At 67.6% G+C, this 13,754-nt stretch carries 14 protein-coding genes and 1 pseudogene; 13 read left to right on the top strand and 2 right to left on the bottom strand.

Annotated features, from left to right (window positions below):
* The 9 genes and pseudogenes from DBR23_RS30070 to DBR23_RS25865 form a co-directional block, all read left to right on the top strand.
* Positions 1 to 382: pseudogene (locus tag DBR23_RS30070) on the top strand (MFS transporter); the annotation flags it as partial.
* The gene (locus DBR23_RS25900) at positions 379 to 1,398 is read left to right on the top strand and encodes a tripartite tricarboxylate transporter substrate binding protein (RefSeq protein ID WP_108500002.1); all 1,020 of its coding nucleotides are present in this window, start codon (positions 379 to 381) and stop codon (positions 1,396 to 1,398) included. The pseudogene DBR23_RS30070 and the gene DBR23_RS25900, both read left to right, overlap by 4 nt.
* Before the next feature lie 17 nt (positions 1,399 to 1,415).
* Positions 1,416 to 2,213, top strand: a complete 798-nt coding sequence (locus DBR23_RS25895) for a cyclase family protein (RefSeq protein WP_108500001.1) — start codon at positions 1,416 to 1,418, stop codon at positions 2,211 to 2,213.
* An 11-nt stretch (positions 2,214 to 2,224) separates the two neighbouring features.
* Positions 2,225 to 2,806, top strand: a complete 582-nt coding sequence (locus DBR23_RS25890; protein ID WP_108500000.1) for a cupin domain-containing protein — start codon at positions 2,225 to 2,227, stop codon at positions 2,804 to 2,806.
* Positions 2,803 to 3,774 (top strand): tripartite tricarboxylate transporter substrate binding protein, encoded by a 972-nt coding sequence (locus DBR23_RS25885; protein WP_108499999.1) that lies wholly within the window; start codon positions 2,803 to 2,805, stop codon positions 3,772 to 3,774. Before DBR23_RS25890 ends, DBR23_RS25885 begins: the two co-directional genes overlap by 4 nt.
* Positions 3,771 to 4,517, top strand: coding sequence for an SDR family NAD(P)-dependent oxidoreductase (locus DBR23_RS25880; protein WP_099729127.1), 747 nt, complete (start codon positions 3,771 to 3,773; stop codon positions 4,515 to 4,517). Before DBR23_RS25885 ends, DBR23_RS25880 begins: the two co-directional genes overlap by 4 nt.
* Before the next feature lie 4 nt (positions 4,518 to 4,521).
* Positions 4,522 to 5,511, top strand: a complete 990-nt coding sequence (locus tag DBR23_RS25875; protein WP_158276497.1) for a tripartite tricarboxylate transporter substrate binding protein — start codon at positions 4,522 to 4,524, stop codon at positions 5,509 to 5,511.
* A 21-nt stretch (positions 5,512 to 5,532) separates the two neighbouring features.
* Complete coding sequence (locus DBR23_RS25870; protein WP_108500005.1) at positions 5,533 to 6,528, top strand: fumarylacetoacetate hydrolase family protein; 996 nt, start codon at positions 5,533 to 5,535, stop codon at positions 6,526 to 6,528.
* Positions 6,528 to 7,508 carry an NAD-dependent epimerase/dehydratase family protein gene (locus DBR23_RS25865; protein WP_108499997.1) on the top strand — a complete coding sequence of 327 codons (981 nt, stop codon included), beginning with the start codon at positions 6,528 to 6,530 and terminating at the stop codon, positions 7,506 to 7,508. Before DBR23_RS25870 ends, DBR23_RS25865 begins: the two co-directional genes overlap by 1 nt.
* Before the next feature lie 135 nt (positions 7,509 to 7,643).
* Here the strand turns inward: DBR23_RS25865 and DBR23_RS25860 are convergent, their stop codons facing one another.
* The gene (locus tag DBR23_RS25860; protein ID WP_108499996.1) at positions 7,644 to 8,825 is read right to left on the bottom strand and encodes a trans-acting enoyl reductase family protein; all 1,182 of its coding nucleotides are present in this window, start codon (positions 8,823 to 8,825) and stop codon (positions 7,644 to 7,646) included.
* 294 nt (positions 8,826 to 9,119) lie between these two features.
* Here DBR23_RS25860 and DBR23_RS25855 point away from each other — a divergent pair, with 294 nt between their 5' ends.
* The 4 genes from DBR23_RS25855 (at position 9,120) to DBR23_RS25840 (ending at position 12,342) form a co-directional block, all read left to right on the top strand.
* Positions 9,120 to 9,608: a YiaA/YiaB family inner membrane protein gene (locus tag DBR23_RS25855; protein WP_056065512.1), complete on the top strand. Its 489-nt coding sequence runs from the start codon at positions 9,120 to 9,122 to the stop codon at positions 9,606 to 9,608.
* A 142-nt stretch (positions 9,609 to 9,750) separates the two neighbouring features.
* Positions 9,751 to 10,224, top strand: coding sequence for a hypothetical protein (locus DBR23_RS25850; RefSeq protein ID WP_108500004.1), 474 nt, complete (start codon positions 9,751 to 9,753; stop codon positions 10,222 to 10,224).
* Between the two features lie 2 nt (positions 10,225 to 10,226).
* Complete coding sequence (locus DBR23_RS25845) at positions 10,227 to 11,171, top strand: DUF2145 domain-containing protein (protein WP_233250751.1); 945 nt, start codon at positions 10,227 to 10,229, stop codon at positions 11,169 to 11,171.
* A gap of 118 nt (positions 11,172 to 11,289) precedes the next feature.
* The gene (locus DBR23_RS25840) at positions 11,290 to 12,342 is read left to right on the top strand and encodes a zinc ribbon domain-containing protein (RefSeq protein WP_108499995.1); all 1,053 of its coding nucleotides are present in this window, start codon (positions 11,290 to 11,292) and stop codon (positions 12,340 to 12,342) included.
* 34 nt (positions 12,343 to 12,376) lie between these two features.
* Here DBR23_RS25840 and DBR23_RS25835 read toward each other — a convergent pair.
* Positions 12,377 to 13,754 (bottom strand): diguanylate cyclase (locus DBR23_RS25835; RefSeq protein ID WP_108499994.1); only part of this gene is annotated, 1,378 nt, incomplete at its 5' end.

Genomic DNA, 13,754 nt, shown 5'->3' with positions numbered 1-13,754 from the left:
AAAGCGCTGGGCAGCCCGCAACGTGCTGCTGGCGGGACCTGCGCTGCAGGCTTTTCTGGTGGTGGTGATCATGAACTCGCCCGTGTTTGCACCCTATGCGGCGGCCGCCGCCGTGTTTGCGGCCGTGATGATCTTCACGCACACCTTTGCCTTTGGCGTGCTGGCGCGGCTGGACCCCAGTGGCCGTGCGCTGGCCGCGACTCCTGCCATGCTGATGTTTGGTGCGGCCATTGGTCCCATCCTCGGTGGCACCCTGGTCAAGGCCTGGGGCTATGGCAGCTTGGGGGTGGCCGCCTTGGTGATTGATGCAGTGGCGGTCTATGCATTTGCACGCATTCATCGTGCTCCGGGTACTGCAGTCGCAGTGAAAGGCATGGCATGAGCACGCCTTTTTCCTCAGTGCAGACCCAGCAGACTCGGCTCAGCCGCCGCGCCTGTCTGGTGGCGGCGGCAGCAGGCATGGCTGCGCCGTGGGTCCGCGCTCAGTCGGGGCGGCACATCACCTTCATCGTTCCCCAGCCTGCGGGCAACCCCAGCGACGTGTTCGCCCGAAAGCTCCAGACAGTGATGCAGCGCGAACTGGGCCAGACCATCGTCATCGAGAACCTGCCGGGCGCTGGGGGCTCCATCGGTGTGCAGCGCATGCTGAACGCGCCAGCCGATGGTGCAACGCTGGTCGTTGCGTCGCAGACCGAGCCCATCCTCACTCCCTTGTCACTGGCCAGCGCGCGCTACAAGCCCGAGCAGATGCGCGCCATTGGCACACTGGGGCGGACCAGCTACGTGCTGGCAGGCCGGGCCGACATGCCCGCCACCACCCATGCACAGTTGCTGGATATGGCGCGGCAAGCGGCGGCCGCAGGCAAGCCGCTGACCTTTGGGCACATCGGTCAAGGTTCGATGATCCACCTGATGGGGACGCAGTGGGCGCGCCTGTGTGGCGTGCCGCTGGTGCATGTGCCGTACCGGGGTGTGCCACCGGTCGTGCAAGACCTCATGGGCAATCAGATCGATCTGTCCTTTGTGCCGCTGGGCGGCGCAGCGCTGAACATGCTGGAGACGGGCAAGCTGCGCGCCTTCGGCAGCACCGCCGCCAAAGCGCCTGCGCTGCTGCCGCACGTCGCGCCCTTGAGCCAGCAGTCTGCAGCACTCAAAGGCTTTGAATACACCGCCTGGGGCGCACTGCTGGTGGCGCGTCATACCCCCGATGCGGCGGTGCATCGCCTGCACCAGGCCTTCGGTGTGGCCCTGCGCGACACCGAGGTCCAGAGCTTTCTGCGCGCCAATGGCACCGAGCCCCAGGAGCCTCTGTCACTGGCCGCCCTCGACAAGTTCTACCAATCCGAAATCCAGATTCACCAGGCCCTCGCCCGCACCGTGGGTGTGGTGCCCGAGTGAGCTGTGTACCCCCTGCCATGACCAAACCCCAACGCCGCTTCGTGGACCTTTCCATCTATCTGGAAAACGATGTCCTGTCCGACCCGCCTCCCCTGGCGCCCAAGATCACATACCAGAAGCACGCCGACACGCTGCCCGAGTTCATGGCCATGATCCCGGGCACCCGGCCTGAGGACTACCCGGATGGCGAAGCAGCTGCCGCCGAATGGGTGACGCTGACCACGCACAATGGAACGCACCTGGATGCGCCGTGGCACTTCCACTCCACGCAGGACGCGAAGAACGGCGGAGCCCGTCCCTCCATCACCATTGACGAGGTGCCGCTGGAATGGTGCTTTCAGCCGGGTGTGAAGCTGGACTTTCGCCACCTGCCCGATGGCTACGTCGCCACCGCCGCCGATGTGCAGGCCGAGCTGGCCCGCATCGGCCACACGCTGCAGCCGCTCGACATCGTGGTGGTCAACACCCGCGCTGGGTCGCGCTACGGGCACAAGGACTACCTGGGCGCGGGGTGTGGCATGGGCTACGAAGCGACGATGTACCTGCTGGAGCGCGGTGTGCGCCTCACGGGCACCGATGCCTGGAGCTGGGATGCGCCGTTTTCGTACACCGCCCAGCGCGTGGCCGAGACAGGCAACAAGGCCCTGATCTGGGAGGGCCACAAGGCGGGCCGCGACATCGGCTACTGCCATCTTGAGAAGTTGCACAACCTGGAGGCGCTGCCGACCACGGGGTTCACGATCAGCTGCTTCCCCCACAAGATCCGCGGTGCCTCGGCAGGCTGGACGCGCGCGGTCGCCATTTTTGAAGACTGAGGAGTCCGTTTATGGGTTTTCCATCCATCCACCGCGTGGTCACGGGCCACAACACTCAAGGCCGGGCCGTGGTCGCCAGCCAGGGGCCGCTGCCCACCGTGGTCGAGATTGCGGCCATTCCCGGTACGGTGTTCCATGAGGTCTGGAGCACATTGCAATCGCCCGCCGTCGTGGACAACGGCCCGGACCCTACGCTCGGTCCGCTGGTGCTGCCGCCCCCGCAGGGTGGCACGCGCATCCGGTTCGTGGACATTCCGCCCGATACGCCCGAGTTCCTCGCACGGGGTGCCGAGCGCATGCATGACGCCTTCAGCCAGATTGGCGATGCGGCCGCCTCCACGGTGAAAACCGACTCCCCCCACCCGCTGATGCACCGTACCGAATCGGTGGACTACGGCGTGGTGATTGAAGGCGAACTGACGCTGGTGCTGGACGAAGGCGAAGTGCCACTGCGCCCCGGCAGCGTGGTGGTGCAGCGGGGTACCAACCACGCATGGGCCAACCGTTCGGGCGCGCCGTGCCGCATGCTGTTTGTGCTGGTGGACGGGCGCTTTGATGAGTCAGTGGCCGCACCTGCCAAGGAGCAGCCATGAGCACGCGCCGTCAATGGCTGGGCGCTGCAGCGTCCGCAGCGGTGGTCCCCTGGGCGTGGGCGCAGGCCCCGTATCCCGCGCGCCCTTTGAGCTGGGTGGTACCTTACCCGGCCGGGGGCTTTGGCGACGCGATGTCGCGCCTGCTGGTGCAGAAGCTGGGAGAGCGCATGCAGCAAGCCGTGGTCGTGGAAAACAAGCCCGGAGGTGCCGCGCAACTGGCGGCCCAATACGTCAAGCAGCAACCCGCCGACGGCCACACCTTGCTGTACGCAGACATCGGCCCGCTGGCCATGTACCCGGCGCTGTATGCCAAACTGAGCTTCAGCCCCCTCAAGGACTTTGCGCCCCTGACGCGATTGTTCAAGTCGCCACTGGTCGTGGTCGTGCCAGCGGGCAGCCCGTTCCAGTCCCTGGCCGACTTGCTGCGCGCGGCGGCTGCAGGCGATGGCCTCAACTACGGCTCATATGGGCAGGGCAGTCAGCCGCATGTGTGGACCGAACAACTGCGCATCAAGACACGCTCGCGCATGACCCATGTGCCCTACCAGGGCGCAGCGCCCGCGCTGCAGGACCTGATGGCAGGGCGCCTGGACTTCATGTGCGATGTGGTGGCATCGAGCCTGCCGCTGGTGCGCGAAGGCAAGCTGCGGGCGCTGGTCAGCGTGGGCAGCGAACAGCGCCTGCAGGTGCTGCCCCAGGTGCCCACGCTGACCGAAGCCGGGCATGCGGACCTCGACACTCCGGGCTGGAACGGTGTGATGGTGCGCGCGGGCACGCCAGCGCCGGTGGTCGAAGTGCTGCACAAGGCGGTGGTGGCCGCGCTGGAGTCGCCCGAGGTGCTGGGCCGTTTTCGCCCGCTGGGCCTGGAGCCTGCACCGCTGGCGCCCGCTGCATTTGGCGAGTTCATCCAGAGCGAATCGCAGCGATGGGGCTTGGCCATTCGCCAAGCCGGGATCAAGGTCGAATGAGTCTCTTTGATCTGCAGGGTCGCACCGCCCTGGTTACGGGGGCCACCCAGGGCCTGGGTCTGGCGATTGCGCGCACCCTGGCCGAGCAGGGCGCCCGGGTGGTGGTCTCTGACCGCGATGCGCTGGCCTGTGAGCAGGTCGCTGCGTCGTTGCCCAACGCCATCGGTATCGCTGCCGACATGGCGGTGCCTGCGGCCATCGCTGCGCTGGTGGAGCGCGCCGGGCCGCTGGACATCCTTGTCTGCAATGCCGGTATCCAGGGGCCTGCGGGGCCTTTGGCCAATGCCAGCGATGCAGACTGGCAGCAGGTGTTTGACATCAACCTGTGCGCCGCAGCGCGGCTGTGTGCCTTGGTGCTGCCTGGCATGGCAGCGCGGGGCGGCGGCAGCGCGGTGCTCATCTCCAGCATCGCGGGCCTGCGCGGCAACCGGTCGATGGGCCTGTACGGGCTGACCAAGGCGGCGCTGGCCCAGTTGGCGCGCAACCTGGCTGTGGAATGGGGGCCCATGGGCGTACGGGTCAACGCCGTATCGCCCGGCCTCATCCGCACGCCGCTGGCTGAGCGGCTCATGGCCGACGACGCCTTCATGGCGCGGCGCATCCAGGCCACGCCGCTGCGGCGCGCCGGAGAACCCGAGGAAGTGGCTGGCGTGGTCGCCATGCTGGCCAGCCCCGCCGGGGCCTTTGTGACCGGACACAACCTGGTGGTCGACGGCGGCACCACCATCAGCGATGGGAGTTGAAACCATGCACGGCATACTGAACCGAAGAACCCTGCTGGCCAGTGCCTTGGCGCTGCCCATGAGCACCTGGGCAGCCACCTGGCCCTCACGGCCGTTGCGCATCGTCCTGCCGTTCGCGGCCGGAGGCAGTTCGGACCTGGTGGCCCGCCTGCTGGCCGACAAGCTGGGCCTGGCCCTGGGCAGCCCGGTGGTGGTGGAGTCGCGCGCGGGTGCCAACGGCATCATTGCCTCGGAGTCCGTAGCCCGCAGCACCGACGGGCATTCGCTGCTGTGGGTCAGCGCCGCTCACGCCATCAACGGCAGCCTTTACCCCCGGCTGCCGTATGACACGCAGCGCGACTTTGCCCCCGTAGCCCTGGTGGCCAGCCCCGGGCCTATGGTGATTGCCGTGCCTGCAGCCCTGCCGGTGCGCAGTCTTTCCGACCTGATGGACCTTGCCCGGCGAAAGCCTGGGCAGGTCAGCTACGCATCGGCCGGGGTCGGCAATGTGCTGCACCTGGCGGGCGAGATGCTGGCGCAGCAGGCCGGAGTGCAGTTGCTGCACGTGCCCTACAAAGGCGCTGCGCCCGCCCTCAATGATCTGGCGGCCGGGCAGGTGAACCTCATGTTCAACAGCGCCCTGGCCGTGGCCCCCATGGTCAAGGACGGGCGCATTCGCCTGCTGGCGCAGACCGGCGCGCAGCGCTCGCCTGCCTTGCCCTCCGATCTGCCCACCGTGGCCGAAACGCCGGGCCTGGCGGGCTTTCAGGTCACGGGCTGGTTTGGCTTGTTGGCGCCTGCAGCCCTTCCCACCGAGGCCATCGCGCGGCTCAATGCCGAATGCGTTCGCATCCTGGCCCAGCCCGAGCAGCGCGAAAAGCTGGCCCTGCTGGGCAGTGCCGATGCCCCCACCCAAAGTGCACGCGAGTTCGGCGCATTTCTGACGGCAGAGACCGACCGCTATGCCCGCGTGATCCGGGCGGCAGGGCTGCGATTGGAAACCCCTTCTTCTTGATTCTTCCTGATGGGACTGGCGATGCGATTTGCAACTCTGAAAGACGGCAGCCTGGACGGCCGCCTGGTACTGGTTTCTTCCACTGGCTTGCAGGCCGTCGAAACCGCCCCGATAGCGACCAGCTTGCTGGCAGCCTTGCAGAACTGGGATGCTGTAGAGCCCGCCCTGCGCGAGCGCGCTGCTGCGCTGGAGGCGGGCACGGCAACCGGCAGCTTTGCGTTCGATCCCGCCGCATGCAGCGCCCCTTTGCCGCGCAGCCCGCAGTGGCTGGATGCGTCGGCGTTCCTCAACCATGGCCGCTTGATGGAGCGCGCCTTCAACACGCCGCCCATTCCGCATTTCGACACGATCCCTGTCATGTACCAGGGCGCGAGTGACGACTTTCTGGGCCCGCACGATGACGTACCGATGCCCAGTGAGGCCGACGGCATCGATTTCGAAGGCGAGTTCGGCGTCGTCTGTGGCCCCGTGCCCATGGGCGTGACGGCCGAAGCGGCATTGAACTGCGTGCGCTTGGTCGTCCAGATCAACGACTGGAGCCTGCGCGCGCTGGGCCCGCACGAAATGAAGACGGGCTTTGGTTTCTTGCAAGCCAAGCCTTCCACCAGCTTTGCACCGCTGGCAGTCACCCCCGACGAGCTGGGCGATGCCTGGCAGGGCGGGCGGGTGCATCTGCGGCTGCATGTGGATTCCAACGGCCAATGGTTTGGCCACCCGCATGGCGGCGAAATGAATTTCAGCTTTGGCCAGCTCATTGCCCACGCCGCCCGCACACGGCGGCTCACGGCAGGCACCATCATCGGTTCGGGAACCGTGTCCAACCAGGTCCGCGATGCAGGCTCAGCCTGCCTGGCTGAGCGGCGTGTGATCGAGATCCTGGACGAGGGCGCTGCCAAGACGCCGTTCATGCGCTACGGCGATACCGTGCGCATGCAGGCGCGCTGGCCCGATGGTCGTGAGGGGCCTTTTGGTGTGGTGCACCAGCGCGTGGTGGCTGCAGGCACGGGGGCACGCTGATGCATGTGGTTGTCACCGGTGCCGGCGGGTTCATTGGTTCCGCCCTGGCCGAGCGGTTGCAGTCCGCCCCACTCGTGCCCGGTACGCCCTTGCGATTGACGCTGGTGGACCGCGTCGGGCCGGTTGCATCTTGCGCGCCGGGCGTGCAATGGCACATCGGTAGCTTTGCCGATCGCGCTTTGTTCGAAGCCCTGGAAGACGATCCGCCCGACTGCGTATTCCACCTGGCCAGTGTCCCGGGATCGCTGGCCGAGCGTGAGCCTGCGCTGGGCGTGCAGGCGAATTTGCTGGATACCGTGGCCTTGTGCGAAGGGCTGGCCCGCCCGGTGCGCGCAGGCCGGGCGCCCGTCCCACGGCTGGTGTTCGCCAGCTCGGTGGCGGTGTATGGCGCGCTGGGCGCCCAGGCGGTCGATGAGGGCCAGTGGCCGCAGCCCACGCTCAGCTACGGGATGCACAAGTGGATGGTGGAATTGCTGGTGGCGGACTACAGCCGGCGCGGCGATATCGATGGCCGTAGCCTCCGGTTGCCTGGCATCGTGGCGCGGCCCCCGGCAGAAACGGGCCATGGCTCCGCATTCATGAGCCAGATCTTCCATGCCCTGCGGGCGCGGCAGGCGTACATGTGCCCCGTGTCGCCGCAGGCCACGGCATGGTGGATGTCGCTGGGGTGCTGCCTGGATAACCTGGTGCATGCCGCACGCTTGCCCGCAGAGGGCCTGCCGGCCGAACGGTGCTGGCAACCCCCGGTGCTGCGCGCGTCGGTGGAAGAGGTCGTGCAGGCCATTGCCCGCGCGGTGCATGCCGATCCGGCCGAGTGGATTCGGTATGCGCCCGACGCCCACATCGAGACGCTGTTCGGCCGCCTGCCCGCCTTGCACACGCCCCGCGCGGAGGCTGTCGGTTTTCAGAACGACGGCTCGCTGCAGTCCCTGGTCACACGCGTGCTGGGCGGGCTGCAGGGCGGTTGGGGCGTGAAGTAGGGGGCGACAAAAAAGGGCGCGCCACGGGACGCGCTGCGGGGCAGGCGCCGGACTGGTGGGCGGTGCCGTGTGCTGCAGCGCTCCCGTGACGCGCCCTCAGGCCTCAGCCGATGCTGGCGTCGGCCTGCGGCGCGTTCAGGGCGTCTCGACCGCGAAGTCCAGGCCCGCATTCGCCTGCAGCCGCGCGATGAGCCGGTCGCCCATCGCTGGGGCCGTGGTCCAGATGCCGCCAGGTGTTTCCGTGGCTTCCTGCAGCAGGCATACCGCCGCTTCGGTGATCATCTTGGAGGTGGAGCCGTAGCCGGGGTCACGGTCGCCCTTCACGCCCACGCGCAGGGTGTTGCCTGCGGCGTCGGTGCCCAAAAACAGCACGTCATAAAAGCCGTTCTCGCGTTCCTCGCGCGAAGGGCCTTCGCCCGGCTTGGGGCCTTGGTCCGAACCCAGCGACTTGTCGCCCGCCACCGCGTTGGCGATGGCCTCGCCCTTTTCGCCGGGGCCGGTGATGAGCATTTCGTCGTAGACAAAGTCGGTGCCGTAGGCGTGCTGCAGCAGGAAGTTGGAGCGGTGCACGTTGCGCGTGTTGATGGCCGCCATCACGAACGGCGCGACCCAGACGCCATCGCCCAAAGCCTCGTCCACCATGGGCTTGTTGCCCGAAGGCTGGCGCGGACCTTCAAACCCGGGGGTGAGCGAGAAGGGGTTTTTCAGCAGGTCCAGCACACCGGGCTGGGTGGCAGCGGCCGCCATGGTGGCCTTGAGGCTGGCGGCGGTGCCACCTGAGAAAGTGCCCTTCATCTTGCGCACCCGGCCGCGCACGCGGGGTGCGGGGTGGCCGAAGCGGTGGCGGAATTCCTTTTGCAGCAGGAACACGCCCAGGTCGAACGGGATCGAGTCGAACCCGCACGAGAACACGATGCGCGCGCCGCTGGCCTTGGCGGCGGCTTCATGCGCGTCGATCATCTGGCGCATCCAGGCGGGCTCGCCGCACAGGTCCACATAGTCCACCCCGGCCTTGGCGCAGGCGGCCACCAGTTCGTTGCCATACAGCTGGTAGGGGCCTACGGTGGTCAGCACCAGGCGCGTGGCGTCCATCAGCGCCTGCAGGCTGGCGGGGTCGCTGGTGTCGGTCACGACCAGTGGGGTGTCGGCGGGGGCGCCCACTTCGTCGCGCACGGCGGCGAGTTTGTCGGCATTGCGGCCCCCCATGGCCCAGCGCAGGCCGCTGCCGGCGGGGTAGCGTTGCAGCAGATATTCGACCACCAGGCGGCCGGTGAAGCCGGTGGCGCCGTGGACGACGAGGTCAAAAGGTTTGGTCATGGTGGGGGCTCCGTCCGTCAGAAGTACAAGGTCCGGGGGCGGGCAGAAGTTGCCTTGCCCGGAGAGGCCGCCATTCTCTGTGGCCGTGCCTGCTGACTCTGTCGCGCAGGTGCGTGGCGAGGGCCGCGTAGGGCCTGAACAACGGATTGCACCGAATTTTCTGAGAAAAAGTACCGTAAAACGATACCGGATAGCCTGCGGGTGGCCACTGTTACGGTTCAATGCAGACACGCAAGTTACGTCTGGGCACCATTCGTTCCGTGTTCAACCAACGCCCTTCAGGGCACCACAGCAATGTCTTCTTCTCCCATCGTTGTTCAGCGTGACACCAAGGCCTGGCAGCTGCAGGTGTGGGTCTCGTTCGGCATCGCGGTTTTTCTGTGCGCCGTGGGTCTGGCGTGGCTGCCGGGCGAGCAGCTGGAGCAGGCGTTCATGGTGATGGGCTACGTGTTCTGCCTCTCGGCCGCGTTTGTGCTGGCCAAGTTTGTGCGGGACAACGAAAGCGCCTCGCGCCGTGGCGGTGGTGACACCCCCATGTGGAAGCTGGTGGTGTGGGGGGGCTTTGCGGTGGCCATGGGCCTCACGGGCTGGGGCCTGCTGAGCATGGACATCAACGTGACCTACAAGGCGTTTCTGGGCGTGAGCTGGCTGTACCTGATCACCACCGCCTTCACGCTGGCCAAGATGCTGCGCGACCGCCATGAGGCCGACCTGCTCGACGCCCGCCTGCAAGGCCGCCGCGAAGCCGCCCAGGCCGCTGCCCAGAACAGCAGCGTGAACTGATCGCACCCGGTGTGCACAGGCGGCAAGCAGCCGCCCTTCTGGACGAATTTCTTTCTGGTTCTTTCTGGTCTTTCGACCCGGTCTGCTCCGCATCTTGGGTGTGGGCGGGCCGTACCCTGAGGAGTGAATGATGATGAATGCCATGTTTTCTTCGTGGGGCTCTGCCGCTCGCCTGCCCCGCGCTCTGCTGGCCGCCGGTGTGGTGTGTGCGGCCCTGGTGGCTGCTGCGCCGGCCCGGGCGCAGAGCGAGGCTTCTGCCGCGCTGTCGATGTTGCCCGTGGCCTCGGTGGTGGGCACGGCGTCGGTGGCCTCGGCGGCCGCCGGGGCGGTGGTGACGGTGCCGGCGGCGTTGTCGGTGGGCGGCGCGGTGCTGACGGTGCGGGCGGTGGAGGCCTCGGCCGTGGGCACGGTGTACCTGCTGGAGCGTGCCTCGGACGGTGCGCAGGTGAGTGTGGAGGTGGTCGGCCGTGGTGTGGCGGGCTCGGCCTATGCCGTGGGCACGGTGGTCACCTGCAGCGTGATCGGCACGGGCGTGATTCTGTCGGCGGCGGGCGAGACCATTGCCTTTGTGCCCAACGCCATCGGCCGTGCGCTTCTGCACAACGAGCGTCTGTGAATATGAAGTACAACCCCCTGAGCCGCGACGCGGCTTCCCCCTTCTCTCTTCACGCTGCGCGCTCCGGGAAGGGGGACGATGCCCTCGCTGCGGGGCGGCCCTTGCTTGGCATCCCTCGCTTAGGTCACGCCAGTTTCATAGGCCATGGAATCGCGGTACTGACAGCTGTTGTCGCGATTGCGGCAACCACCCCGGCCCAGGCGGGCCGCTCGTGCGAATCGCGCAAGCCCGTGCCGCCGCTGGTGATCGAGCGGGGCATGAAGCTGGCCGAGCAGACCTCGGCCGCGCTCGACGCCGAGCACGCCAGGTCGGGTGCACAGGTGGTGGCGCTGGCCCGTGCGGGGCAGGACCTGAGCAAATACGGCCTGCGCTACTCGCACATGGGCTGGGCCTACAAGACGGCTGAAGGCCCCTGGCGCGTGGCCCACAAGCTCAACGAATGTGGCACGGCCGTGGGGCACCTGTACCGCCAGGGCCTGGGGGAATTCTTCCTGGACGACCTGTGGCGCTACGAAGCCGTCTACGCTGTGCCCACGCCCGAGGTGCAGCAGCGACTGCTGGCCGCGCTGCTGGACAAGGGCCGTACCAAGACGCTGCAGCACCCACCCTACAGCATGGTCAGCTACGCGTGGGGCCGCAAATACCAGCAGTCCAACCAGTGGGCGCTGGAGACCCTGGCGATGGCCATGGAGCCCGCCACCGTGCGCTCGCGCGACCAGGCCCAGGCCTGGCTGCAGTTCAAGGGCTACGAGCCCACCACGCTCAAGCTCGGGCCGCTCACGCGCATGGGCGGGCGGGTCGGCTCGGCCAACATTGCGTTTGACGACCATCCCAACGAAAAACGGTTCTCGGACCGCATCGAGACCGTGACCGTCGATTCAGTCCTGGCCTGGATGCAGCGTACGCAGCTGGCAGCCGCCCCCGTGGTGCTGGCAATCAAAAATTGAATCAAAATGCCAGCAGGCGCAATCAATATATGCGCTAGCCGCTATAAAAAGAAGAGCATTTGCCGGTGCGCTACCGAGCGCACCCAACCCGGCGCACAGCGCCACCGAGGAGAAGAACATGAGCAAGTCCCTGAGACTGTCCGAGAAATGGTTCCGCCGTGGCCTGTGGCTGGTGGCGCTGGTGTTTGCCAGTTTCCTCATCGGGCTGGGTGGCACCATCGTGGGCGATCTGCCCAAGGTCGAGACCCCGCTGCGGGTGGACGACTTTCTGGACAAGGCCGCAGCCGACAGGCTGCGTGCCGAGGTCAAAACGGCGCGCCAGGCCGAACAGGACGCGCAGACCGCGCTGGAGCAGGCCCAGCTGCAGCGCAGCAAGGTGCGCAGCGAGGTGCAGGCCGAGCGAGAGAGCTTCAACAACTGGCTGTCCACGCGCAGCGCTACACAGCGCGCCGACCAGGACCCTGAGGTGATCGCGCGTACCCAGGCGCTCGATGCCCTCAAGCTGGTGGAGCGCAAGGCCCAGCAGGCGGTGGAGACGCAGCAGCAGGTCGCACTCGATGCCCGGCAGGCGGCAGCCGCCCGGCAGGAGCAGCTCAACCAGATGGAGTCTGACGGCTACGTGAAGCTCGCGGCCGAGCGCCGCAAGGTCGAGCTGCGCGTGTTCCTGTACCGCCTGGCCCTCACGCTGCCGCTGCTGGCCGCAGCCGGCTGGCTGTTCATCAAGAAGCGCAAGAGCACCTACTGGCCGTTTGTGTGGGGCTTCATCTTCTTTGCGCTGTTTGCCTTCTTTGTGGAGCTGGTGCCCTACCTGCCCAGCTACGGCGGCTACGTGCGCTACGTGGTGGGCATTGCCGTGACGGCCGTGGTGGGGCGCTACGCCATCCAGGCGCTCAACCGCTACCTGGAGCGCCAGAAGCTGGCCGAGGCCCTGCCCGACCAGGAGCGCCGCAAGGAGCTGAGCTATGACGTGGCCCTGGCCCGCCTGGCCAAAAGCGTGTGCCCCGGCTGCGAGCGGCCCGTGGACCTGAAGAACGAGAAGATCGACTTTTGCCCGCACTGCGGCATCGGCCTGTTCGACCACTGCGGCCACTGCAACACCCGCAAGAGCGCGTTTGCACGGTTCTGCCACGCCTGCGGCACCGGGGCGGGTGTGAAGCTGGCGCAGGAGTAGGACAGACCGTGTAGCGGTCTGGGCGGGGCTTGACCTAGCCCACCATCACCCGGTTGCGCCCCTCGGCCTTCGCGCGGTACAGGGCCGTGTCGGCGGCCAGCAGCAGGGTGTCCATATCGGCCTCTGCGCCCAGTGTGGCGCTGTGCACCAGGCCGATGCTGACGGTGGCCCGCTGAGGGCCGCCCTGAGTCGCATCCAGCGCCTGCCGTTCCACGGCGCTGCGCACCCGTTCGGCAATGGCCTGGGCCTCGGTGGGGGACACGCCGGGCAGCACGGCGGCAAACTCTTCGCCCCCCATGCGCCCCAGCACGTCGTCGGCGCGCAGTGCGAGCGCCATGGTCTGCGCAATGCTGACCAGCAGCCGGTCGCCCGCGCCGTGTCCGTGCTGGTCGTTGACCTGCTTGAAGTGGTCCACGTCCACCATCATCACCGCCAGCCCGGTGGATTCGCGCTGGTAGCGCTCCAGCAGGCGATCGCCCTGTTTGAGCAGTGCGCGGCGGGCCAGCACACCCGTCAGGTCATCATGGCGCACGGCATGGTGCAGGCGCCGCAGAGCCTCGGCGCGTGCCGCGCTGGCACAGGCCACGGCCAGGGGCCCCAGGGCCAGCAGCGTGACGCCCACGCGCAGCGAGAACACATCGCCCGCATGGGCCGGCGTGAAATTGAGCACACCCGTGGCCACACCCGCCATGGTCCACAGGCACACCACCAGCGACAGCAGGCTGGAGGTGAAGGCGCTGTAGCTCAATGCACACCACAGCAGCCCCGGCACCACAAAAGCCAGCATGCCGGGCCCGCCGATGAGTGTGCGGATGCCCTCGGCCAGCACCAGCGAACTGACGGGTGCGACGCGCCAGAACAGGGGGGTGTCCTGGGTGTGCGATGGAGGATCTGCCGCGCGCGGTGCGGCCAGCACCACGGGCACGATGAGCATGTAGTTCATCAGCTCGGTGCTGAACCACAGCGACAGCAGGTCCGTCCACGGGGAGTCGAAATACACCGGTGCCGCGCCGCAGCCTGCCAGCGCACCCACCGCGCTGGCCGCCAGTGCTGCCAGCAGCAGATATAGCGCCGCCACGGTGCGCTGCAGCCGCAGGATGCGCTCGTCCAGCCCCCGCAGCACCAGCCAACCGGCGGTGGCGCCCAGCAGGTTGGCGGCATTGAGCCACAGGGCCATGCCCCAGGCACTGCCGGTGACCAGGTCGGCCGCCACATAGCCCACTGCGGCCGCCACCCAGGCGGGCGGCCGCGCCAGATGCGGGTAGCGCACCAGCAGCCCCAGCAGCAGCGCATTGGCCGGCCAGAACGCCGACAAAAAGCCGATGGGCCGCGCAAAGATGCCCACCAGGCAGGCGGCAAAGATCAGCAGCGCGAGACCTGCCCAGGCCACGGGCGGGGGAACGGTCCGGGCG

It is taken from the genome of Acidovorax sp. HMWF018 (genome assembly GCF_003061035.1).
Classification (GTDB): domain Bacteria; phylum Pseudomonadota; class Gammaproteobacteria; order Burkholderiales; family Burkholderiaceae_C; genus Acidovorax; species Acidovorax delafieldii.
Note: the sequence above shows the minus strand (reverse complement) of the source record. Positions and strands in the feature narration are given on the sequence as shown.